Annotated in this window: 26 protein-coding genes; 14 read left to right on the forward strand and 12 right to left on the reverse strand. The window is 34.5% G+C overall.

What is annotated here, in order from left to right; genetic code table 11:
• Positions 1 to 260: 260 nt before the first annotated feature.
• Positions 261 to 827: a DUF3109 family protein gene (locus FLAVO9AF_RS09430; protein ID WP_159687531.1), complete on the reverse strand. Its 567-nt coding sequence runs from the start codon at positions 825 to 827 to the stop codon at positions 261 to 263.
• Between the two features lie 257 nt (positions 828 to 1,084).
• Between FLAVO9AF_RS09430 and FLAVO9AF_RS09435 the strand changes: the two genes are divergently transcribed.
• The 3 genes from FLAVO9AF_RS09435 to FLAVO9AF_RS09445 all read left to right on the forward strand — a co-directional run bounded on the left by FLAVO9AF_RS09435 (position 1,085) and on the right by FLAVO9AF_RS09445 (position 2,568).
• Entirely contained in the window at positions 1,085 to 1,663 is a 579-nt protein-coding gene (locus tag FLAVO9AF_RS09435) for a MarC family protein (RefSeq protein WP_159687534.1), read from the forward strand.
• A 95-nt stretch (positions 1,664 to 1,758) separates the two neighbouring features.
• The gene (locus FLAVO9AF_RS09440) at positions 1,759 to 1,962 is read left to right on the forward strand and encodes a hypothetical protein (RefSeq protein WP_159691019.1); all 204 of its coding nucleotides are present in this window, start codon (positions 1,759 to 1,761) and stop codon (positions 1,960 to 1,962) included.
• Positions 1,963 to 2,568 (forward strand): FAD-dependent oxidoreductase, encoded by a 606-nt coding sequence (locus FLAVO9AF_RS09445; protein WP_159687536.1) that lies wholly within the window; start codon positions 1,963 to 1,965, stop codon positions 2,566 to 2,568.
• Between the two features lie 100 nt (positions 2,569 to 2,668).
• Here the strand turns inward: FLAVO9AF_RS09445 and FLAVO9AF_RS09450 are convergent, their stop codons facing one another.
• Complete coding sequence (locus FLAVO9AF_RS09450) at positions 2,669 to 3,043, reverse strand: heavy-metal-associated domain-containing protein (protein WP_159687538.1); 375 nt, start codon at positions 3,041 to 3,043, stop codon at positions 2,669 to 2,671.
• 97 nt (positions 3,044 to 3,140) lie between these two features.
• On the opposite strand from FLAVO9AF_RS09450, the gene FLAVO9AF_RS09455 reads away from it, so the two are divergent.
• Complete coding sequence (locus tag FLAVO9AF_RS09455) at positions 3,141 to 4,007, forward strand: DMT family transporter (RefSeq protein ID WP_159687540.1); 867 nt, start codon at positions 3,141 to 3,143, stop codon at positions 4,005 to 4,007.
• A gap of 197 nt (positions 4,008 to 4,204) precedes the next feature.
• Here FLAVO9AF_RS09455 and FLAVO9AF_RS09460 read toward each other — a convergent pair whose 3' ends face one another.
• On the reverse strand, positions 4,205 to 6,253 hold the full coding sequence (locus FLAVO9AF_RS09460; protein ID WP_236552306.1) for an insulinase family protein: 2,049 nt from the start codon (positions 6,251 to 6,253) through the stop codon (positions 4,205 to 4,207).
• A 15-nt stretch (positions 6,254 to 6,268) separates the two neighbouring features.
• Entirely contained in the window at positions 6,269 to 7,591 is a 1,323-nt protein-coding gene (locus FLAVO9AF_RS09465) for a pitrilysin family protein (protein ID WP_159687542.1), read from the reverse strand.
• A gap of 249 nt (positions 7,592 to 7,840) precedes the next feature.
• On the opposite strand from FLAVO9AF_RS09465, the gene rplU reads away from it, so the two are divergent.
• Together rplU and rpmA are read left to right on the forward strand one after the other, a co-directional pair.
• On the forward strand, positions 7,841 to 8,269 hold the full coding sequence (rplU, locus tag FLAVO9AF_RS09470; protein WP_159687544.1) for a 50S ribosomal protein L21: 429 nt from the start codon (positions 7,841 to 7,843) through the stop codon (positions 8,267 to 8,269).
• Between the two features lie 24 nt (positions 8,270 to 8,293).
• Complete coding sequence (rpmA, locus tag FLAVO9AF_RS09475; RefSeq protein ID WP_159687546.1) at positions 8,294 to 8,554, forward strand: 50S ribosomal protein L27; 261 nt, start codon at positions 8,294 to 8,296, stop codon at positions 8,552 to 8,554.
• Positions 8,555 to 8,613: 59 nt separating this feature from the next.
• Here the strand turns inward: rpmA and FLAVO9AF_RS09480 are convergent, their stop codons facing one another.
• Positions 8,614 to 10,983 carry a patatin-like phospholipase family protein gene (locus tag FLAVO9AF_RS09480; protein WP_159687548.1) on the reverse strand — a complete coding sequence of 790 codons (2,370 nt, stop codon included), beginning with the start codon at positions 10,981 to 10,983 and terminating at the stop codon, positions 8,614 to 8,616.
• Between the two features lie 339 nt (positions 10,984 to 11,322).
• A complete protein-coding gene (locus FLAVO9AF_RS09485; RefSeq protein ID WP_159687550.1) occupies positions 11,323 to 11,670 on the reverse strand; it encodes a DUF6249 domain-containing protein in 348 nt (115 codons plus the stop codon).
• A 91-nt stretch (positions 11,671 to 11,761) separates the two neighbouring features.
• On the opposite strand from FLAVO9AF_RS09485, the gene FLAVO9AF_RS09490 reads away from it, so the two are divergent.
• Positions 11,762 to 12,400 (forward strand): RNA polymerase sigma factor, encoded by a 639-nt coding sequence (locus FLAVO9AF_RS09490; protein ID WP_370516457.1) that lies wholly within the window; start codon positions 11,762 to 11,764, stop codon positions 12,398 to 12,400.
• Positions 12,381 to 12,785, forward strand: a complete 405-nt coding sequence (locus FLAVO9AF_RS09495; protein WP_159687552.1) for a hypothetical protein — start codon at positions 12,381 to 12,383, stop codon at positions 12,783 to 12,785. The genes FLAVO9AF_RS09490 and FLAVO9AF_RS09495 overlap by 20 nt, the downstream gene beginning before the upstream one ends.
• 113 nt (positions 12,786 to 12,898) lie before the next feature.
• Here FLAVO9AF_RS09495 and FLAVO9AF_RS09500 read toward each other — a convergent pair whose 3' ends face one another.
• The 6 genes from FLAVO9AF_RS09500 to ahcY all read right to left on the reverse strand — a co-directional run bounded on the left by FLAVO9AF_RS09500 (position 12,899) and on the right by ahcY (position 15,943).
• The gene (locus FLAVO9AF_RS09500; RefSeq protein WP_159687554.1) at positions 12,899 to 13,180 is read right to left on the reverse strand and encodes a Txe/YoeB family addiction module toxin; all 282 of its coding nucleotides are present in this window, start codon (positions 13,178 to 13,180) and stop codon (positions 12,899 to 12,901) included.
• Positions 13,162 to 13,386, reverse strand: a complete 225-nt coding sequence (locus tag FLAVO9AF_RS09505) for a hypothetical protein (RefSeq protein WP_159687556.1) — start codon at positions 13,384 to 13,386, stop codon at positions 13,162 to 13,164. Before FLAVO9AF_RS09505 ends, FLAVO9AF_RS09500 begins: the two co-directional genes overlap by 19 nt.
• A gap of 134 nt (positions 13,387 to 13,520) precedes the next feature.
• Positions 13,521 to 13,835 carry a helix-turn-helix domain-containing protein gene (locus FLAVO9AF_RS09510; protein WP_159687558.1) on the reverse strand — a complete coding sequence of 105 codons (315 nt, stop codon included), beginning with the start codon at positions 13,833 to 13,835 and terminating at the stop codon, positions 13,521 to 13,523.
• A gap of 15 nt (positions 13,836 to 13,850) precedes the next feature.
• The gene (locus FLAVO9AF_RS09515; RefSeq protein WP_159687560.1) at positions 13,851 to 14,030 is read right to left on the reverse strand and encodes a hypothetical protein; all 180 of its coding nucleotides are present in this window, start codon (positions 14,028 to 14,030) and stop codon (positions 13,851 to 13,853) included.
• Between the two features lie 39 nt (positions 14,031 to 14,069).
• The gene (locus FLAVO9AF_RS09520; protein WP_159687562.1) at positions 14,070 to 14,507 is read right to left on the reverse strand and encodes a hypothetical protein; all 438 of its coding nucleotides are present in this window, start codon (positions 14,505 to 14,507) and stop codon (positions 14,070 to 14,072) included.
• A gap of 119 nt (positions 14,508 to 14,626) precedes the next feature.
• Positions 14,627 to 15,943, reverse strand: coding sequence for an adenosylhomocysteinase (gene ahcY / locus FLAVO9AF_RS09525; RefSeq protein ID WP_159687564.1), 1,317 nt, complete (start codon positions 15,941 to 15,943; stop codon positions 14,627 to 14,629).
• A gap of 296 nt (positions 15,944 to 16,239) precedes the next feature.
• Between ahcY and FLAVO9AF_RS09530 the strand changes: the two genes are divergently transcribed.
• The 6 genes from FLAVO9AF_RS09530 (at position 16,240) to FLAVO9AF_RS09555 (ending at position 23,185) form a co-directional block, all read left to right on the forward strand.
• Entirely contained in the window at positions 16,240 to 16,884 is a 645-nt protein-coding gene (locus FLAVO9AF_RS09530; protein ID WP_159687566.1) for a 4'-phosphopantetheinyl transferase superfamily protein, read from the forward strand.
• 57 nt (positions 16,885 to 16,941) lie between these two features.
• Positions 16,942 to 17,661 carry a geranylgeranylglyceryl/heptaprenylglyceryl phosphate synthase gene (locus tag FLAVO9AF_RS09535; RefSeq protein WP_159687568.1) on the forward strand — a complete coding sequence of 240 codons (720 nt, stop codon included), beginning with the start codon at positions 16,942 to 16,944 and terminating at the stop codon, positions 17,659 to 17,661.
• Positions 17,662 to 17,674: 13 nt separating this feature from the next.
• Positions 17,675 to 18,307, forward strand: coding sequence for a nicotinamide riboside transporter PnuC (gene pnuC, locus FLAVO9AF_RS09540; protein ID WP_159687571.1), 633 nt, complete (start codon positions 17,675 to 17,677; stop codon positions 18,305 to 18,307).
• Positions 18,259 to 20,394, forward strand: coding sequence for a DUF4301 family protein (locus tag FLAVO9AF_RS09545; protein ID WP_159687574.1), 2,136 nt, complete (start codon positions 18,259 to 18,261; stop codon positions 20,392 to 20,394). The genes pnuC and FLAVO9AF_RS09545 overlap by 49 nt, the downstream gene beginning before the upstream one ends.
• Before the next feature lies 1 nt (position 20,395).
• Entirely contained in the window at positions 20,396 to 20,797 is a 402-nt protein-coding gene (arfB, locus tag FLAVO9AF_RS09550) for an alternative ribosome rescue aminoacyl-tRNA hydrolase ArfB (RefSeq protein ID WP_159687577.1), read from the forward strand.
• Between the two features lie 246 nt (positions 20,798 to 21,043).
• Complete coding sequence (locus tag FLAVO9AF_RS09555) at positions 21,044 to 23,185, forward strand: TonB-dependent receptor (protein WP_159687580.1); 2,142 nt, start codon at positions 21,044 to 21,046, stop codon at positions 23,183 to 23,185.
• Positions 23,186 to 23,206: the final 21 nt, after the last annotated feature.

Here is a 23,206-nt window from a genome sequence, read left to right on the forward strand (position 1 = left end):
TTGTTTCTTTTTTTTTGATTTTTTAAGAGAATTTTAATCCATCTGTGGATTACAAAGATTGTGAAATATTGTGTGTTTAAAAAGTCAAACTTATTCACAATCGCCCCTAGTTTTTAACAAAGGGTGATTTTCAAAATAATAAACCGGCATTTTTTAACTTGCTGATTTGTAGTTATTTGTAAAATACAAATTCAGCTAAAGTGCCGTAAAATATAGGATTTTTAAACTGCTGTGCAAGTGAAAAATAATATTTTTTGGATTTATTTTTTTAAATCATTTGCTACTTTTTCGAGCTCCATATACCAGTCTTCTCCAAACCTTCTAATGAGTGCTTCTTTGACAAATTTATACACCGGAACTTCTAATTCTTTTCCAAGTGAACAGGCATCGTCACAAATATCCCATTTGTCGTAATTGACGGCAGCGAAATCACTAAAATCTTTCACTCTTATAGGGTACAAATGGCAAGAAACTGGTTTTTTCCAGTCAACTATTCCCTGGTTGTAGGCTTGTTCGATACCGCAAAGTGCTGTAGCTCCATCAAAAATAACATAAGCACAATCTTTATTGTCGATTAATGGTGTTTCTAAATCGCCATCCGTTCCTTTTATCCAGGTGCCTTGGGCTTCTATTGCTTGGATTCCTTGTTTGCGTAAAAAAGGTTTTACTTTAGGATAGATGGTTTCAAGTATTTTAGTTTCCTCAAGACTCAAAGGTGCACCAGCATCACCGTCAACACAACAAGCGCCTTTGCAAGCAGATAAATTACATACAAATTCTTTTTCGAGTATATCTTCGGATACGATGGTTTTTCCTAATTGAAACATGGATATGTGCTACTTTTAATTTTGCTGCAAAGTTAGTCAATCTAGTGGAGTCTATTAAAGTTTGCGTCTTCTTTAACGGTTGTAATCAATAAAAAAGAGGAAGATTCGATTTTGGGCTATTTTTGATAACTATCAAATCTGAGGAAAACTGATGAACTTAGCGTGTTATTTGATAAAAAAATATTAAAAAACCTCGATTTATTGCAACAAAGTATTAAAAATCTGCTCAATGTTTTACCTTTGTCAACAAAAAAAGTATGTTAGAATTCAACTTAAGAGAGGTAGCAACTGTAGGAATGGTACTATTTGCGGTTATTGATATTGTGGGTTCGATTCCAATTATCATTAATCTTAGAGCCAAACACGGACATATTGAGTCTGAAAAAGCTTCGCTTGTTGCTGGCTTAATAATGATTGTTTTTCTTTTTATTGGTAAAGAATTTTTGAGCCTAATTGGAATAGATGTTCACTCATTTGCTGTTGCGGGTTCATTTGTATTATTCTTTTTGGCATTAGAAATGATTCTTGGCATACATCTTTATAGAGATGAAGAAGCAAATTCTGCTTCTATTGTCCCGATTGCTTTTCCTTTAATTGCTGGTGCGGGAACGATGACGACACTGTTATCTCTTCGTTCTCAATTTCATACTATCAACATTTTGATTGGAATTATTTTAAACATTATTTTGGTTTATATTGTTTTGAAATCTTCAGGTAAAATCGAAAAAATGTTGGGAAAAAACGGACTTGGCGTAGTGCGAAAAACTTTTGGAGTAGTGCTTTTAGCTATTGCTGTTAAATTATTTGCTGCTAATGTTAAAGGTTTGTTTGCCTAAAGTAAAATTTTATAAATTTACCCCCTTGAATAGTTTTAATGCCTTTTGATTGTATCTAAAGTTATAAGGTATTAAAAAATTAATTGATGAATACCATGAAAATCTTTACTACTGTTTTAATTTTCTTAGCTGCTGCTTTAATTGTTTTTAATATTACTTTATTGGATTTTTCAGAGCCCTTCAAAGGCAACAGTGGTGTTGCACTTATTGGAGTTGGAGCCTCATTTTGTGCAATTTTAATCCTTCTTATTTTTAGAATATCTAAAAAAATTGAAGAAAAAATGAACGACAACATTTAGATGTTTGATGTTCTAATTATTGGAGGTGGTGTTTCTGGAATGTCTTGTGCTTTAGTATTGGGTTCAGCTCAAAATAAACCTTTTGTGTCAACTAAGAAAATTGGCATTTTCACTCATCAAAAATCCTCTTCTTTACAAGAAGCCTTATTTAATAATGCTTATGGAATTCCACCTGGAACTTTAGGCAGTGAATTATTAAAGCAAAGTAACTTACATTTAGTAACTGTTTATCCGCACATTACTCAGATTCCTGAAGAAAAAGTATTGAAAATTGAGGGCGACTACCCTGAATTTAAAGTAATCACTAATAAAAATTCTTATACAACCCGAAACCTTATTGTTGGTATTGGGTCCTCAAACACGTTTGCTATTGAAGGTTTGATGCACTATGTCGAGCCTCATAAAAAAGCATTGCCCGAAAAGCAACGCATACAATTGCGAAACACAGACCACAAAGTAGCGGAAGGGATTTATGTTATAGGTACACTAGCGGGTTGGAGAAGTCAATTGGCAATCGCTGCAGGAAGTGGTGCAGCAGTAGCAACTGATATTTTGACTTTGTGGAATGATAATATACCAACACACGCACACGATAGCATTCGTTAGTTGTACATCCTAAATGATAGATTGTCTCTTGGTTTAAAGAATACATATAAAAAAAGCATTCGTTTATGGCGAATGCTTTTTAGTTTAAGAATTTTTCTACCTATGACTTAGTATTTACCACTTTATAGGTTTTCCCATCGGCAACGCCTTCAATTACTTGAGTTAGGGACGTTGGGTTTTGAACCGTTTTGTCAAAAGATACAGTAGCTAACTTTTTGTCAAAATCAACAGTAGCTTTTTCTACCCCTTCAGATTCTGCTAATTTTTTCTCGATAGTTTTTGTGCATCCAACAGCACAAGTCATTCCTGTGATTTCGAAACTTGCGGTTTGTACATTTGCTGCTGCAATTGGTTTTTTTACTACTTCAGTTTTTGTTTCTTTTGTTGCTACTTCAGTAGATTTTTCCTCGTGTTTACAGCTTACCACTGCTAGGCCGATAATGGCTATAGCTGTTATTGTTTTTGTAATATTCATAGTTATGTTATTTGCAATTGTTGATTGAGGCAAAATTAATTAAAAAAGCATCTAAATATTCCCAAAATAATTACAATTTTGAACCAAAATAAAATAGATGATATCAAAACAAATCAAATGGGGCTATTTGCTGCTTTTATCTCTTATATGGGGGAGTTCTTTCATATTAATCAAAAAAGGATTGGTAGGCTTAACGGCTTTTCAGTTGGGGTCGTTGCGTATTATTTTTGCTGCACTTTTTTTGTTGGTGATTGGTTTTAGAAGTTTAGTGAAAATTCCGCATCATCAATGGAAATACATTGCTTTGACTTCTTTGTTTGGAACGTTTATTCCTGCGTATTTGTTTGCTATTGCGCAAACGCAAATAGATAGTTCCATAAGTTCTATTCTCAATTCCTTAACGCCTTTGAATACTTTGTTGATTGGAGCACTTTTCTTCAGTTTGGATTTTAGACGCAATCAAATTTTTGGAGTATTGATTGGTTTAGTGGGTAGCGCTTTGTTGATTTGGAATGGCGCGGTACATCATCCCAATCAAAATTATTATTATGCTTTTTTGGTTTTGATTGCTTCGATTTGCTATGCTACAAATGTCAATTTGATAAAAAAGTATTTATCGGATTTGCCTCCGTTGAGTATTACAACGGGTAATTTTTTGGTTTTGCTTTTTCCAGCTTTAGCGGTGTTATACAGTACTGATTTTTTCGCTATTACTTATGGGGCGGAAGTTCAAGAATCGGTGTTGTATATTTTGATTTTGGGAGTGTTGGGGACGGGTATTGCCAATATCATTTTCTTTAAACTCATTCAGATTTCGTCGCCTGTTTTTGCGACTTCGGTTACGTATTTGATTCCAGTGGTAGCTTTCTTTTGGGGAATGTTAGACCAAGAGTTATTAACGCCTGTGCAGCTTTTTGGAGCTTTTATTGTTTTGGTTGGGGTATATTTATCGGCCAGAAAATAAGTGTTTTGTAACGGGTTTGCGTGAGGGATAGAAGCTAGTTACCAAAGTAACGCGTATAGCCCGACCGCAGTTGCCAAAAGAGGCGTATAGCGCGCTAGTCATATGCCTCTTTTGGTAAATGGGGTCACGCCCAAAATAGTATAAACGAAAAAAGACTGCCGATGAGAGCAGTCTTTTTGTTTTAATTTAAGTTGTGATTATTGAAAATCGGCATCGGTTACGCCTTCGTTGATTTTTACATCAGACATTTTAATGTCTAATTCAAAACCTACATTTTGGATGATGTTGAAAGGAACTTTTACGCCTTTTACTTCTCTATAATCGCCATAATTGGTGGTTTGCGTCATACTTTGACCTCCTTGTTCTAAAACTTTAGATTCGGCTACTTTTAGACCTGTTGTGGTGTCATAGAAATAAGTTGTTTTGCCGTCTTTGATTCCGTAAGCATCTTTACCATTGATGGTTTCGATACCTGAAAGAGTAATGTCTGCTTTTTTTAGTAAAGTTACTTCTTCAAATGTTGTTGCGCTAGCTTTCATAGCGTCTAAGTCTTTGCCAGTGAAATCTCTGCGTTGTCCTTGTTGAATGGCATAGGCTCCTTTTTCGTTTACTACTTGTTTCATCAAGCTCATAGCTCCCATCGCCAATTCTACCATCATCTTTCCTTTGCTGTCAATTTTTGAAGTAAAGCTTAATGGAGAAGGTGCTTGTGGAATGGTTGTAGAACCAGTCATAGCGATGGTTTTTACATTGGCCACAGCTTTGTCTCCACCAATAGCTTTGATGTAGTTTTCTAAAACACTTTTGGCGGTAACTCCAGCTGGAATTTCTTTTTTGGTTACTGGTTTTTCTACTGGATTGCCATATTTGTCAAAAAAGAACAATGGCAATTTTAGTTTTTCTAAACCAGGTGTTATCTCACTTGCTTTACCAACGATTACGATTCTGGTGTTGTCTAATAAGAAGTATTTATTAGCTACGCGTTGAATATCATCAGGTGTTACAGCATTGATGGTTTGAATGTATTTTTCGTAAAAATCGGCAGGCAATTGTTCTGTCTCGATATTTAAAGCGTAGCGTGCCACGGCTTGTGGTTTTTGAACTTGCATTACAAAACGACCAATGTATCCTGCTTTTACGTTTTTCAAGACTTCGGCATCCACTTTCTCGGTTCTGATTTTTTTGATTTCTTTGATGAATTCAACCACAGCACTATCAGTAACGGCATTTCGAACAGCAGAATTAGCTACAAATTTGGTTACATATTTTCCGCTACCAATTTCAGAACGTGCGCCGTAAGTCCAAGCGTGTTTTTCTCTCAAATTCATATTCAAATACGAATTGAAATCACCACCCAAAATTTGATTAGCAATCACTGCTGGGAAAAAATCTGGGTCATTCATTTTTAGATTCAAGGTGTTGACCAACGAAATTTCGGATTGTACAGCATTTGGTACATCTACTATGTTGATTTGTAATTGACCTACGTTTGGATTAGCGGTATAGTTTTCTTTGGTAATGGTTTTTTTCTCCCAAGCACCAAATAGTTTTTCAACAGCAGCTTTGGTTTCTTTGAATTTTACGTCTCCAATGATTACCAAATAAGCGTTTTCTGGTACAAAACGAGTAGCGTAGTTGCTTTGAACATCAGCAAGTGTTACGTTTTTTAAAGTCTCTTCAGAAACGTATTCACCAGAAGGATGATTTTTGCCAAAAGCAAGTACATCAACAACTCGGCTAGAAATTGCGGCTACACTTTTCTCATTGGCTTTTAATCCTTCAATCATTTTCGCTTTGTCTTTGTCGAATTCTTCTTGTGTGAAAAGCGGAAACAAAGAACCTTCGGCTAACAATTCTAAAACACGTCCAGAATATTTAGATAGTGCACTTGCGGAAGCGCCTTGAGAAGAGAAGTTGATATTAGCTCCTAAGAAATCAATTTCTTCATTGAATACATCTTTTGGAGTTTTTTGACTTCCGTTACCTACTAGGCTACTAGTTAAATCATCTACTCCTTTTTTATTTCCTTCGGCAAAAGGAGGGTTGTCTAAAGTTAGATTAAAAGAAACGCGAGGAAGTTTGTGGTTTTCTACGACCATCACTTTTAGTCCATTTTTTAGGACAAAGCTTTGTGGCTTCTTGATTTGAACCATCGGAGAAGCTCCTGGTTTGGGTTGTGGTCTGTTTTGCGCTTGCATAATTCCTGTTACTAAGAATAGGGTTAAGAGGATGCTTATATTTTTCATAATGTTCATATCTTGTTATTTTGCCTTTTCTGCTGCTGGTACGTAATCTAAAACTAATCGTTGATTTGGGTTTAAATACTTTTTGGCAACGTCTCTAATTTCTTCTCTTGTGATAGAGTGAATCATTTCTATTTCTGTATTGATTAGGTTGATATCACCATACAATAAATAATAGCTAGCCAAATTTTCAGCAATTCCCTCAATAGAAGCATTAGAGCTCACAAAATTGTTGTCGAACTTGTTTTGCAGTTTTTGATAATCTTTCTCAGAAATTAATTCGGTTTGCAATTTTGTTATTTCTTCATCAATTTCTTTTAAGATATCTGTTGGGGAATTTTGTCCCATTGGTAAACCATACAAAATATACATTCCGTAATCTTCTTGACTGTTGCTAAAAGCACCTACTTGTAGTGCAATTTTTTTGTCGTCTACAATTTTCTTGTACAATTTAGAGCTTTTACCATCGCTTAAATAAGAAGAAATAAGGTCTAAAACGCGTGCATCTCTAGTTTTCATTGAAGGCGTTCTGTAAGCCGCAACAATAGCTGGAATTTGAATGTTGTTGTCTTCAAATCTAGCTTTTATAGTTTCGGTTATAGGTTCTTCGATGAATTGTTCTCTTTTAATTGGAGCTCCTTTAGGAATTGTTCCAAAATACTGTGCAATCCATTTTTTGGCTTGGTCTTTTTTGAAATCGCCAGCTACTACCAAAACAGCATTGTTTGGGATATAGAATTTTTTGTTGAACGCTTGAAATTCTTCTAAAGTGGCAGCGTCTAAATGTTCCATAGAACCGATTGTTGCCCAACGGTAAGGGTGTTTTTTGAACAGGTTTTCTTTTACTACCGCTTGAAATCTACCATAAGGTTGGTTGTCCATTCGGGTTCTTTTTTCCTCTTTTACTACCTCGTTTTGTGTATCTACACCAATTTTGTTGATTACTGGATGCAATAATCTTTCGGATTCCATCCAAAGGGCTAATTCTAAATTGTTTGATGGAAAAACTTCATAATAATAGGTTCTATCGTCTGAAGTATTAGCGTTGTTTACACCTCCGTTGGCAGTTACAATCTTGAACCATTCTCCACGTTTGATGTTTTCGGTTCCTTCAAATAACAAATGCTCAAAAAAGTGAGCAAAACCAGTACGGTCTGGTCTTTCATCTTTAGAACCTACGTGGTACATTACTGAAGTGATTGCTACAGGAGCAGACGGGTCTTGGTGTAAAATGACATGCATTCCATTGTCTAAGTCGTACTCTTCAAACGCTACTTTTTGAGCCGAGGCAACGCCTCCAAGCATCAATACGCTACTCAAAGCCATTATTGTTTTTTTCATAAAGATTATTAAAATTTTGTTGTTGCATTAGTTTAGGTTTCATAAAATATGTTACATCAAATGTACTTTATTTTAGGAGTTCTTGTAAATAGAATCTTGTTTTTGCATGATTTTAACATTAGTTCAAACAGTGTAAATGACCTAAAAATCAGAGGGTAATAGGGATTGAAATATTTTTTGGACATTAGATTGCAGGATTAATTTTTAGTTGTATATTTGCAACCTTAAAAATCAATAAATCAATTTGGTATGTATGCAATCGTAGAGATAGCAGGGCAACAATTTAAAGTAAGCAAAGACTTAAAGGTTTATGTTCACCGTTTGGCTAATGAAGAAGGTTCAAAAGTTTCTTTTGACAAAGTTCTTTTATTAGACGATAATGGAAATGTAACTTTAGGCGCCCCAGCTATAGAAGGTGCTTCAGTAGAAGCTAAAGTGTTACAACACTTAAAAGGAGATAAAGTTATCGTTTTCAAAAAGAAAAGAAGAAAAGGATACAAAAAAAGAAATGGTCACAGACAATATCTTACTCAAATTGTAATTGAAGGTATTACTGCATCTGGAACAGCTAAAAAAGCAGCTCCAAAAAAAGCAGCTGTTGAAGCTACAACTGAAGAAGCGCCAGCTCCTAAAGTAAAAAAAGCTCCAAAAGCTAAAAAAGAAGATACAAAAGAATAATAACAATATTAAAACCAATACGTCATGGCTCACAAGAAAGGTGTCGGTAGTTCTAAGAATGGTAGAGAATCAGAATCAAAACGTTTAGGCGTTAAGATTTTTGGTGGTCAAGCTGCTATTGCTGGGAACATCATCGTAAGACAAAGAGGTTCTAAACACAATCCAGGTGCTAATGTTTACATTAGTAAAGATCATACTTTACACGCTAAAGTTGATGGAGTTGTGAAGTTCCAAAAGAAAAAAGATAATAAATCATACGTTTCTGTACTTCCATTTGAAGCATAAGAAATAGGATTATAATTATTACAAAGCCTGTCAATCAAGAATTGACAGGCTTTTCTTTTTTATGATGGATTGAATAATAATCCAATGCTGAAAAACAATTTTATCTTATTATTGTTCACCCAAGAGGTATCAAAAATGATAGGTCCTAAAAAGGTGTTGTACGAAATGGTAGCGCCGCTTGACAGTAACATGCTTGTGGCATCTTGATCTTGCCATTTTCCTTTTGGTGCATAAAAATTTCTCTTGAAATCATTGAAGTCTTGAAAGCCGACAGCAGCAACATCAACATGTGGGATTAAATAGATTTTGGAGGCAAGATTAGTTTGTAAACTTAGGTTTACTTTTATGAATTGACTGACATTGAGTTCGTTTTCTTGTAAACCTGCAAATGTTACGCTGTTTTTCAAAGGATTTGGTGTGTAGCCTCCAATGAAGTATTTAGATGCATATCCAAACTGAGCGGTAGAAATTTGATTAGATTGTATTTTATCTTCAAACAATAGCCCTGCACTAGCTTCCATAATAAGAACTTTATTTTTTATCGGAATTCTATTTTCGTAGCTAAAGTTGAATTTTGTAAAGGGATTAAGGCTGCCGCTATAGTTTTGAGCACTATTGTTGGCATAGTTTATGTCAACATCTTGGCGAATCGAACGAGATAAGGCTACTTGTAGTTTGTTACCTGTTGAGGCAAAAAATACTTTGTTTAAATTATCCGTATGATAATGAACATCCATTTCTATTTGGTTGAGGTAGTAGCTTCTTAACGTGAAGATAGTATTAAAGCCTGGATCTGTTTTTGGGCGCAAATGGGTATAATGATAGTTGAGTCCGAAGCCAAAATAGTTTTTTAAAGAATTGATGTTTCTATTGATTTGGTTCTCAAAATGAAAGGCATTGAATTGGAGATTGTCTGCTTTTTTACGTTGTATAAAAACATCTTGAGTAAGGCGCTGACCATAAGCTTCTGAGCGCCACCACCAATTTTTTTCTTGACCAAATATTTTTTGGTATTGCAATCTTATTCTAGGTTGTTGCGCAATATCACCAGTAACTAAAATTCGAGACGACTCTCCTAATAAATTCCTTCCAGTATAATTTATGATGGCGCCAAAGCCTCTAAAAGTGTCAAAATGTAGCGAGGCTTTCATTTGGCTTTTGTAATATTCAGAGGCGTTGAGTTGTAGATGAGTTTTGTTGTCTTTTGAAAAAGTGGTGTAATTGATTTGATTGAACAGATTAGTTCCCATTGCTTTTCTAATTCCTTCGGCAATGTCTTCAATAGTATATTTGTTGTTTGTTTCTATACCAGCACGTTTTTTAACTAATTCAAGATTAGCGTCGCTAAAGTTGTTGTAAAGAATAGTGTCTAATACAAATGCTCTATCTAAAATAGGAAGTTGCGGTTTTGTCGTAGGGAAAGTTTTTAGTTTTTCGGCTAATGCTACCAAGGCTCGGATGTTTTGGTTTGTAGCAACTTTGCCTTCTTTATAAATTTCTTTACTGGCATTAAAATCACCAGTAGAATAAGTTAAATTAGGATAATGGCTAAATAATATATCGCAGAGTTTTTTGTTTTTTTCATTCTTTAAATTACTTGTAAGCATAGTCGATTGAAAAATAAGCGTCGAAAGATTTTCTAGTTTTTCAATAGTTACTTTATCGTCTCCTACATCGCTCCCAATAATGATATCGGCACCCATATTTTTGGCAATATCAGTGGGGAAATTGTCTAGCATTCCGCCATCTACCAAAATGGTGTTTTGGTAAGGTACTGGTTTGAATACACCTGGAATAGACATACTTGCTCTCATTGCTAAGCCAATGGAACCTTCGCCAAGAATGACTGTTTTTCCATTCAAAATGTCAGTGGCTACTGCTCGATATGGAATCGGTAATTTGTCGAAATTAGAAACGTTATAGGCGGGATAAGTGATTAGCGAAATGAATTCTCTAAGATTTTGGTCATTTAATAAGGAGGATTTAATGACAGGTTTGTAATTTTTCACATCGATGTCTATTAAATAGCGACTGAATTCGCCCATTTCCTCTACGCTAACGTTGTTTAGGGAAACCTTTCCGCCTAACAATTCGTCCCAACGAGTACTATTAGCAATTTTGGCAATACTGTCACCGGAATAACCCATGGCGTATAATCCTCCCACAACACTTCCCATACTAGTTCCAATAACCAAATCAGGTACGATGCCCAGCGAATCGAGAGCTTGAATCACAGGAATATGCGCAATTCCTTTGGCTCCGCCACCACTAAGAACTAAAGCTACTTTTGGTTTTTTATTCTGTGAAAAATGATGTTGCGGTACTGTCAATAACACAATCAATAAGAAAAAAGACAGCCAATGTGACTTGAAAGTAAACTTGTTCAAAGGATAAAAATCGATTCTAAAGTGCTCTTTTTTTTGTTTCATATTTTGGAGGCCAATAAGTTAGCGAACTCATTCTTTTTGTTGCCTTCTAAAATACTAAATTAGAACAAGAAACAAACGTTCTTCTTTTGTTAAAGTTTTGAGTGCTTGATGGTTGATGAATCTTGGTGTTTTTTATAATCAATTTCTTTTGGTTAAAAGAAATTGAAAAGGTTTCTTAGAAAAAAGTATTGGAAAAGGAAACCCTCACAGTACAACTGAATTTAGTTCAGTTTTCTGCAAGGGTTTGTTTGTAGTCTAAGTGATTTGGAAAAGTTTACTCAAAAGTTGCGTTTTCCTGAAAACAAGTTATTTATAATATCCTAAAATAGAAATGATAATTTACTGTTGGTCAAGTTTTTTAGTCATTGTAAAACCAATAAATAATGCGGCACCAGCCATTGTGAAAATAGTTGCAGGATATAATGCGCTTTCATTTAAGGAAGTGTATGTCGAAAGTAACAATGCTATAAATACGCCTATACCTATACCCATAAGTAATAATGCCAAGTTTAAAAGTATTATTTTTGAAAATGAGGTTGAGCTTTTATCTCTGCCCATAAAAATGCTTGCATCAATACCTTTTTCGATAAGTGCCAAACGTTCTTTGTTTCTTGTTGATAGATAAAGGTAAATAATACCGAAAATTGCTAAGAACAAGCTGATTGGAATTAAAATTTCTGCGATCATAATTTTTTTGATTTTAAATTGATTAATGTATTTGTTAGCTATGACGACGCTGTTTAAGATTAGGTTACACATTTTTTGAAAAAAATATTTCTTGCGTTTTATTGTAACCTATAGCAAAGACTTGTCGTCTGATGTAAATATGAACAGTTTTAAAGAGCAATACTATATTACTAAAATCCTCGAAGGTGACTCGAATGCATTTGCTGTATTGGTCGATCAATACAAAGATTTGGTCTTTTCGTTGTCTTTGAAAATGCTTAAAAATAGGGAAGAAGCCGAGGAAGCTGCTCAGGATACTTTTGTAAAAGTGTTTAAGTCACTTAATAATTTTAAAGGGGATTCAAAATTTTCAACTTGGATTTACAAAGTAACTTATAATACTTGTTTAGATCAACTCAAAAAGAACAAAAGAGTGCAGGATACGATTCCGATAGATGATTTTTCTGAGAATCAAATACAAAACTTAGAAAATGTTTTGGATGCTATCGATGAAAGAGATCGAAATAAAATGATTCAGGATTGTATTCATTTGTTGCCGAGCGAAGAAGCTTTTTTATTGATCTTGTTTTATTTTGAAGAACAATCTTTGGAGGAAATTTCAAAGATTATAGATTGTACTGCCAATAATGTTAAAGTGAAACTTTATAGAAGCAGAAAAAAAATTGCTTCTATTTTAAAAATGCGTTTAGAACCCGAAATACTTGAATGTTATGGAAGCAAACGAAAATAAAGACCTAGAAAAATTAGTAGATAAGATGATGAGTGATCTAACTTTAGAATCACCTTCTATTGATTTTACTTCAAAAGTAATGGCTCAAGTTGCGGCAACAAAAGTAAGTGAGGTTACTTTGTATAAACCTTTAATTCCAAAATCAATATTTATAGCTGTTTTTGGATTTACTTGTTTGTTGACAATTTATCTTTCTATTTATGGTGAAACGACACCCGAAAGTTGGTTGAATTTTATTAACTACGAAAAGTTATTCAATACTAGATTATTGAAAGGATTTACAATTTCTACAATTTCGATGTATGCTATTGTGGCTTCTACAGTTATGTTTTGTATTCAAATAGGTTTTTTAAAAAATTACTTTAACAAACGAATTGGAGTTTAAATTATTTTATTGTTGAAATTGCCCAAAAAACAACAAACCCTCACAGTAATGTGAGGGTTAATATATGCGCTATTTGATTTGGGTAAGGTTACCTTGTGTTGAAATTTAAATAGTTATTTGTCATTATAATGTCCTAAAGCAGAAATGATAATCACTACTACTTCGTGGTCAATAATTTCATAAATTAATCGGTCTTTTTTGTTAATTTGTCTAGACCATACATTTTCGGTTTTGTATTTAAGTTTTTCAGGCTTACCAATTCCAGTTGTTGGATGTATTTCTAATTCCAGAAATATCTTTTCAATTTTTGAAATATCTGTTTTTTTACCTGACTTTTTTATTTTAGATAAATCAGCAAGGGCTTCTTTGCTTATTTCTATTGTATATCTGCCCATATATTTTTGGCATCTACTTTGGTGTAGTTTTCTTCTCTGTAGGTAGCATCTTGAAAATTTTTATGATGTTTTTCTAACCTTTCGATTATCTCGGGATTTGTAATTTCATTATTTTGCTCAATTACTTCCACATCAAATGCTTTCAAAATTTTTTTGATGATGGCAATTTGAGAAATGTCTTTTATGTTTACCGTTAATGTAGTCATTTTGATAAGTAATCAATTAAGATACAAAGATATAGAATATTTGAACTTATTGTTGTTTGTTTGATTGTTAAAAAAACTCCTAGACTTGGAAAGAATAGGAGTTTTGGTGTTTTGAGATTTCGAAAAAAGTATTTTTACTGATTAATTAATTCTTCTTGCTCAGTTCCAAACACTTTTACCAAGAAATCTTTTATTGAAGGAGCGAGCATTTTGTATAGTTCAATTTTATTTTCGGGGACATCTTTTTCAGATATTGTCAAGAAATAAACAATTGCTTTTGGGACTTCTAAAGCTTCACAAATTTTTTCCAATGTTTCTGGGTTTGGTTCATAAACACCATTGATAATTTGTGATAATGCAGTTGGGCTTTTTCCAATTTTTTTAGAAAGTTCAATTTGTGTAATTCCTTTTTTCTTAATAATTGAACTAATTACTTCTCCTATTTTCATAATTTAATTTTATTGTCAAAAGAAATCAGATATTATTTTTATTAAACAAGCAATAATCTCCAAAATTTTTAATTCTGTTTTGGCATTCGTTAATTCTTCTTTAATTTCTGATAATAATTTTTTATTTTCTTCTGATGTTTTTTCTGAAGCAATAGCTTCATTTATTTTTTCTATTATATGTTTCATCTGTTTCATTGTATTAATATTATAATGAGGTGCTTTACCTCACTAATCCTAATTAAATACAATAACTGAATGTGTGTCGTCTAAGTTTTTGAAATTGAAACAACAAATTTTTCTAATCTGTTCTCTTTTATTTTGTAATAATTTTTTTCTAAGATTATTTATGTTTTTTAAAACTCCGGATAATGATTTAAACGATTTCTTAGATATTTCAAAAAGTGTTCTATTTATATAGTAGTTGTATAATTGTTTGCTAAAGTTTGCATTAAAAGTATTATCATTAGAGAAAAGAAGCTCTTCTAATTCTTTTAATGAAAGATTGTCTAAGTACTTTTTGGTAGCTAGCCAATCGTCTTCTTCATAGAACAGTTTTTTCAAAACATCCAAAGAAGACTGGATATCCTTAAAGCTATTTTCCATAGCTAAAACTATAGCGTCAATGCTTTTTTGAAGTTTAAATGTATTGATGTAGAATTTGGTATTATTCATAAATGATTAATTATTAAGCTAATTTAAGTAAAACTTAAATAACAACCAAATTATTTTAATAAAAAAACCCTCACATTTCTGCAAGGGTTCTGAATTATCACTAAGGACTAATTACTAAATTAGTATCTGTAATATTCTGGTTTGAATGGACCTTGAACTTCAACACCAATGTATTCTGCTTGATCTTGACGTAAAGTCTCTAATTCAACACCTAATTTAGCTAAGTGCAACATCGCTACTTTTTCATCTAAATGCTTTGGTAACATATACACTTCATTTTTGTAAGCAGCACTGTTTTTCCACAATTCGATTTGAGCCAAAGTTTGGTTAGTAAATGAGTTACTCATTACAAAACTTGGGTGACCTGTAGCACAACCAAGGTTTACCAAACGACCTTCTGCCAAAATGATGATGTCATTACCGTTGATAGTATATTTGTCAACTTGTGGTTTGATTTCGATTTTTGAAGCGCCGTGGTTTTTGTTCAACCAAGCCATATCAATTTCGTTATCAAAGTGTCCGATGTTACAAACGATAGTTTTGTCTTTCATTTTTTCAAAATGAGAACCCAAAACGATGTCTTTGTTTCCAGTTGTAGTAATAATGATATCAGCTGTAGCGATAACAGTATCTAATTTTTTAACTTCAAAACCGTCCATTGCAGCTTGCAAAGCACAAATTGGATCAATTTCAGTAACCGTTACAATAGATCCAGCACCTCTAAAAGAAGCAGCTGTTCCTTTTCCTACGTCTCCGTATCCACAAACGATTACTCTTTTTCCAGCCAACATAATATCTGTAGCACGACGAACTGCATCAACAGCAGATTCTTTACAACCGTATTTGTTGTCAAATTTAGATTTAGTAACAGAGTCGTTTACGTTGATCGCTGGCATTGGTAATGTTCCCGCTTTTACTCTTTCGTATAATCTGTGAACACCAGTAGTGGTTTCTTCAGACAATCCTTTGATTCCGGCAACCAATTCTGGGTAACGATCAATAACCATATTAGTCAAATCTCCACCGTCATCCAAAATCATATTCAATGGTTTTCTGTCTTCACCAAAGAACAACGTTTGCTCAATACACCAGTCAAAAGACTCTTCGTCAAGACCTTTCCAAGCATACACCTGAATTCCAGCAGCAGCAATAGCAGCAGCAGCCTGATCTTGAGTAGAAAAAATGTTACAAGAACTCCAAGTCACTTCAGCTCCAAGCGCAATCAAAGTCTCGATCAAAACTGCAGTTTGAATCGTCATATGTAAACATCCTGCAATACGAGCTCCCTTCAAAGGTTGTTCGTCTTTGTATTCTGCACGAAGCGCCATCAAACCTGGCATTTCAGCTTCTGCTAATTCAATTTCTTTTCTTCCCCAAGCTGCTAAGGAAATGTCTTTCACTTTGTAAGCCACATAAGGCATAGTTGCTGTACTCATTTATAGTATATTTGTATATTGAAATTTTTTGCAAATTTACGTAATAAGTTTAGAAATAAACGAATTTCTATAAGATTTGTGAATTGTTTAATTCCTTAAGCGTTAGAATTTTAAATGCCTTGTCAATTGCACATACAAAGTTGGTCAACTATAAGGAGCTAATCCTGCTGTCCACTATATCTTGTATGGCGAACCCCGCCATACAAGGATGCCGTTCCCATCAGGGCTAGGCAATGTGCTAAACAACAAGAGAATTGTATTCAAAAACCAAACTATAAACGACACCTTATTTACAAATGCCGTTATTCAAAACCCTCCAGTATACTCAAGAAACTACACTCTATGTCTGGCACATCACTGAGATGTTCTCGGATTTATACGAACAAGTACACTTGAACACAATTAGCACCCAACGACTCAACGGAATGAAGTCGCAATTGCATCAGCGCGCCTTTTTGAGTGTTCGAAAATTACTAGCCGAAGCTGGATATACCGACTTTGATTTGTTTTATGATGCTTCAGGCAAGCCTCATTTGAACGACAAAAAATACATTTCCATTACGCATTCACACGAATTCTCGGCCATCATCATAAGCAATCAAACTGTCGGGATTGATATCGAATTGCAACGAGAAAAAATCCTTCGCATCGCCGATAAATTTGTCGATACTGCTGAGTTATCTCGACTGCAAAGCTTCTCAACAGAAGATTATATTCGCAAGTTAACAGTAAAATGGGGCGCCAAAGAAGCCATTTTCAAAATATGCAACGAAAAAGGCATTAGTTTTAAGAACCACATCAAAGTCAGTCCATTTGAGTTAGACCAAAAGGAAACCACAGCCATTTTGGATTTCGAAAAAAAGAAGCAATGGTTTACTATTTGTTTTGATGAGTTCGATTCATTTACTTTAGTTTATGCTTTTGAAAAAAACGAGCAATAGTATGTATTCTTTCAGTAGTTTTGTGTCAACTCAGCAAATGGCTGTAAGATGATTATTATGAAAAATATTTATCAAGATATTCTGTTGGCAAAAAAAGAAAAACGCAAGCTCCTTGCCATTCTTCTCGACCCCGATAAAATTGATTTGAATGCGGTTCCTGCTTTAATTCAAAAAGTGATAAACGCTCCAGCCACACACGTTTTTATTGGTGGAAGCCACGTAACTCATAATATTATAGACGAGTTAATTCTAAAGATTAAAAGCAGTTGTGAGTTACCTATTGTGCTTTTCCCTGGCAATCCATCTCAAATTTCTATTCACGCCGATGGTATTTTGTTTTTGTCCTTATTATCCGGTCGCAATCCCGATTTTTTAATCGAACATCAGGTAAAAGCAGCTCCAATTCTCAAAAAAACCGACTTAGAAATTATTCCTACCAGTTATCTTTTGATAGAAAGTGGCAACGAAACGGCAGTAGCTCGGGTGAGTAAAACAACACCCATATCACGAATCGATGTCGAGGAGGTTTGTAATACCGCGATGGCAGGCGAAATGCTAGGGCATCAGCTCATTTATCTCGAAGCAGGAAGTGGCGCAAAACAATCGGTTCCACTAGAAATGATTCGGGAAGTTGCTAAAAACACCACTATTCCACTAGTTGTTGGCGGAGGTATTACCTCTTTGTTAGGGATACAAAATGCGTATGAAGCAGGAGCTGATTTGGTAGTAATAGGAACAGCTTTTGAAAAAAATCCTTCTTTTTTTGAAAATAAATAATACCCGATAAACAATGATTGATTATTTTTTTGCACAATATAAAGACTATTCCACACTGATGGTTAGTCTGGAACTCATTGCCATTTTCTTTGGTTTAGCCAGTGTTTGGTTTGCCAAAAAAGATAATATTTTGGTATTTCCAACGGGTTTGGTTAGTACTTCAATCTATGCCTATTTGCTTTGGCAATGGGAGTTATTGGGCGATTCGATGATCAATGTGTATTATTTTGTGATGAGTCTTTACGGTTGGTACCATTGGACACGCAAAAAAGGGGATGAAGTAGAATTTCCGATTTCACGGACTACAAACAAAGATAAAACGTATGGACTTTTTATTTTTGTTTGTACGATTATTTTCGTCATAGTTGTGTATCTTTATTTTGGTAAATTTACTACTTGGTATTCTTATGTTGATACCTTATTGACGGCTATATTTTTTGTTGGCATGTGGTTAATGGCCAAACGAAAAATAGAGAATTGGATTTTTTGGATTATTGGAGATTGTATTTCAATACCATTATATTTTGCAAAAGGCTACACTTTTACCAGCCTTCAATACTTTATATTCACAATTATTGCCTTTTACGGTTATTTAGAATGGAAGAAAATCTTAGACAAAACACAAAAACAGGAGCTTCAGAAATAATACGAATTGCCATTTTTGGGCCTGAATCTACAGGTAAAACCACTTTGGCGAAGCAATTAGCCGAGTATTATAAAACAGTTTGGGTACCCGAATTTGCACGCGACTATTTACAAGAAAAGTTAGATAGTGGTCGTGGTGTTTGTGACATTGATGATATGTTACCCATAGCTTATGGTCAAACCAAATTAGAAAACGAAAGTGCGGCTATAGCAAATACTTATTTGTTTTGTGATACAAATTTGATGGTGACCAAAGTGTTTTCTGAATTGTATTATAACTTTTGTGATTCGTTATTGGATAAAGCGGCTCGCACTCACCAATACGACCTTTTTTTTCTAACAGATATTGATGTGCCGTGGGAAGATGACGGCCTGAGAGACAGTCCTGAAGGGCGAGATTCCATTTTTTCCGTTTTTAGACAATCGCTAATAGATAATAAAAAGCCCTTTATTACACTATCAGGGGATAAGGAAACACGCTTGAAAAAAGCCGTTTCCGTTCTAAATGATTTGAATGTTGCTAAAAAAATGGGTATTGATTCTCGAAATTTTGTTCAAATTTATGAACACGGTATTCCACTAGAAAGAGTACGTGAACAATTAGAGTTTTATCAAAACGGAATTCCGAAGGCAATTCTTGATAGACCCGCAACAGTAAATGATGGAATTTTGCGTCTTGCAACTGAAGATTTTTTAGATAAAGCTGCTTTTTTTGATGAGAACAAAGCAAGTTTGAAACTGATGAAGTTAGTTCCAGCTTCGGGAGCTGCAACACGAATGTTTAAGTTTTTGAATGAATTTCTAAGAGATTATCATTACGAGACGGAGAGTATTAATGCTTACATCAACAGAAAACGCGATTTGGAGCTCTCGCTTTTTATTGTTGGGATGGATAAGTTCTCCTTTTTTGAAGCGATAGATAAGAGGCTTAAGACTGATTTTGCCGACTTTGAGTTTTGGCCAGCAGACAAAAAAAATTATTATTTCATAACGTATTTATTATATCCTGATTATTTCGATTTTGCGAGTAAACCTAAGGGTGTTTTGCCTTTTCATAAATATTCAGATCACGTAGCAACTCCATTTGAGGAGCATCTCAACGAATGTGTGGCTTATGCAGCTGTTCAACAAAAAGGGCATTTGCATTTCACTATTACGGAATCCCATCAATTGTTGTTTGATAAATTAGAGCAAGAATTTAAAAGCAAAATCGAATCAGATTCCAATACTCTTATCGAAGTTGGATATTCCTATCAAGATAAATCAACCGATTCTATTACAGTGGATACCAATAATCGTTTGGCTCGAAATCAAAATAAAGAACTTTTGTTCCGTCCTGGCGGTCACGGTGCTTTGATCGAAAATCTCAATGCTTTGGACGCTGATATTGTTTTTATCAAAAACATTGATAATGTTATTCAAAATCATATTGAGGCGATTGCCTTATATAAAAAGGGATTAGCAGGTGTTTTACTTGGATTTCAACAACGTGTTTTTTCCTATTTAAGAGCCATTTATGGTCAAGAAGTAGGTGAAGATGAAGTTGATGAAATTGTTCTTTTCGTTCAAAAGGAACTCAATATAGAACTGGATAAAGGCTTTTCTAAGTTTACTTTTGATAATAAAATAAAAGAATTGATTCGAGTTTTAGATCGTCCTATTCGTGTTTGCGGAATGGTTATTAATGAAGGCGAACCTGGTGGTGGTCCTTTTTGGGTAATTGATGGAAAGGGAAAAACAACTTTGCAGATTGTTGAATCGTCTCAAGTTGATTTAAAAAATGAAAAACAGCAACTTATATTAGAAAGTGCTACTCATTTTAACCCCGTAGATTTGGTATGTGGAATCAAGAATTATCAAAACGAAAAATTTGATTTGACACGTTATGTTGATCCGCTTAGTGGGTTTATTTTAGAGAGAAAGTTAGGCAACGAAACTATTAAATCATATGAATTGCCAGGTTTATGGAATGGAGCTATGGCTAAATGGATAACGATTTTTGTTGAGGTTCCAATGGTGACTTTTAATCCAGTAAAAAATGTAAACGATTTACTGAAACCAGCGCACCAGTTCCATCAAAGTTTGTAGTATGGAAATAGATCAAATCGTAAAAGAACTGCAATTTAAGGCGGTTAGAAGTAGTGGTGCTGGAGGGCAAAACGTCAATAAAGTATCATCTAAAGTGGTTTTAACTTTTGATTTGAAACAATCTCAAGCCTTAACCGAGGAAGAGAAAATAGTATTAGAAAACAAATTAGCCAATAGATTAACGTCAGAACAACTTTTGATTTTGCATTGTGATGAAGACCGAAGTCAACTCAAAAACAAAGCTATTGTGATTAAACGTTTCTTAGCGATAATCCGCGATGGATTGTTTGTTCCCAAAGAAAGAAAAGCCACTAAAATTCCAAAATCGGCCATAAGAAAACGAATTAAGGATAAAAAGAGTTTGTCAGATATTAAACAATCTAGACGGAAACCCGATTTTTAGTAGTTTCAAAAACTTTAAACTTTAGACTTGGAACTTCAAACAAATGATTTATATTTGCCCCGTCTCAAAGGGGTGCTCTAAATAACGAGCTGAGATCATACCCAAAGAACCTGGGCGGGTAATGCTGCCAAGGGAAAAAATGACAAAATTGTAGAGTGCACGCTATTGTCTTGTCATAGAAACAAATCATTTATTAATTTAAAACAAAAGAATAATTCCCCCTTTTATTCGTAAAACTATTTACGGATGAGCACTTTATTTTATTCAAAAAGTACAAAGACAGTTCCTTTACGTCTTTTTTCTATTCTCTTTTTTCTATTCTCTAGTATCACTTTTGCACAAGTACAAGACACTACCAAAGTCAACCAATTGGATGATGTTTTGGTCTCGGCAGTGCGTGTGACTTCTAAAACGCCGGTTTCTTTTAGCAATTTGACCAAAAAACAAATCCAGTTCCGCAATTTAGGTCAGGACATTCCAACGCTTATGAATTATATGCCTTCGGTGGTAACTACTTCGGATGCAGGTAATGGAATTGGTTATTCGGGAATACGCGTTCGTGGTAGTGATGCCACCCGAGTAAACGTAACCATCAACGGAATTCCATACAATGATTCTGAAAGTCACGGTACCTATTGGGTGAATATGCCTGATTTCGTTTCTTCAGTTGAAAGTATTCAATTGCAGCGCGGTGTAGGAACTTCTACCAATGGTTCAGGAGCTTTTGGAGCGAGTTTGAATATGCTAACCGATTCGTATACCAAAGAAGCAAGTGCTGAAATTGCCAGCTCAGTAGGAAGTTTTAATACTTTGAAAAACACAGTTAAATTCAGTACGGGTTTATTAAACGACCATTTTGAAATCGCAGGACGTTTATCTGTTTTGCAATCTGACGGATACATTGACCGCGCTAGTTCAGACTTAAAATCGTATTTCTTGCAAGGGACTTATGTGGGGAAAACTACATTACTAAAAGCCTTGGTTTTTGGAGGAAAAGAAAAAACATACCAAGCTTGGAACGGGATTGATGGGGCAACGCTGAATAGCAATCCCAGATTTAATTCCGCAGGAATGTATACAGACGAGGCGGGAAATACTCGTTTTTATGATAATGAAACCGATAACTACCAACAAGACCACTCGCAATTGCATTGGAACGAAAGATGGTCGGATAACTGGAGTTCTAATTTTGCCTTGCATTATACCAAAGGGAAAGGCTATTACGAAAATTACAAAGAAGATGCTAAGTTTTCTAGTTATGGTTTGAATCCGATTGATGTGAATGGAACTACCATTAACAAAACTGATTTGGTGCGCCAAAAATGGTTAGATAATGATTTTTATGGGACTACTTTTTCTGCTAATTATACTACGGATGCCTTACAGTTAATTTTGGGTGGAGGTTACAATAAGTATGAAGGCCTTCATTTTGGAAAAGTAATTTGGGCGCGTTACGCTTCTCAAAGTGAGTTGGGAGATCGTTATTATGAAGATTTTGCCACGAAAACTGATGGGAACTTTTTTGCTAAAGCCAATTATCAAGTTTCAGAGCAATTGAGTTTGTATGGTGATTTGCAATACCGTCACGTACAGTACAAAGCCGATAGTCCAGAAACTGGGTTGGTCAATGATACCTTTCGTTTTTTTAATCCCAAAGCGGGTTTGAATTATAAGTTCGACCAGGAGAACACGATGTATTTTTCGTATGCAAGAGCCAACCGCGAACCGAATCGCACCGATTATGAAAATGGTGGCGTGCAACCTGAAACGTTAGATGACTTTGAATTGGGATGGCGTTTGAACAATGAAAAAATACAATTGAATACCAATATCTACTATATGGCATATAAAAACCAGTTGATTTTGACTGGAAAATTAGATGATGTGGGAGCTCCTATTCGTTCAAATAGTGAAAAAAGCTATCGTTTAGGTCTTGAGGTGGATGCCACTATTGCTTTGTCAGAGCAGTGGATGGTTCGTCCTAACTTTACTTTAAGTGCTAATAAGAATGTAGATTTGAATGTTACAGGAACGTACTATGGAACAAAGGATATTGCTTATTCTCCTTCAGTAATTGTGGGCAATGTATTGGTGTTTTCGCCTATTAAAGCTTTGCATTTGTCTTTGTTGCAAAAATTTGTAGGAGAGCAATTTATGAACAACATCGAGTTGCCTGCTGCAAAACTGGCTGATTACTTTGTAAATGACTTCAATGTGAGCTACAGCTTTAAACCCAAAACAATCTTTAAAGAAATTGTGTTAAGCGGATTAATGAATAATTTTTTGGATAAAAAGTATGTGTCTAACGGGTATATGTATGACATCTATCCTTCGTATTACCCACAAGCAGGTATTAATTTCTTAGCAGGATTGAATTTGAAATTTTAATTTTTAGTTTACTTATTTTTA

The organism is Flavobacterium sp. 9R (assembly GCF_902506345.1).
Taxonomy (GTDB): domain Bacteria; phylum Bacteroidota; class Bacteroidia; order Flavobacteriales; family Flavobacteriaceae; genus Flavobacterium.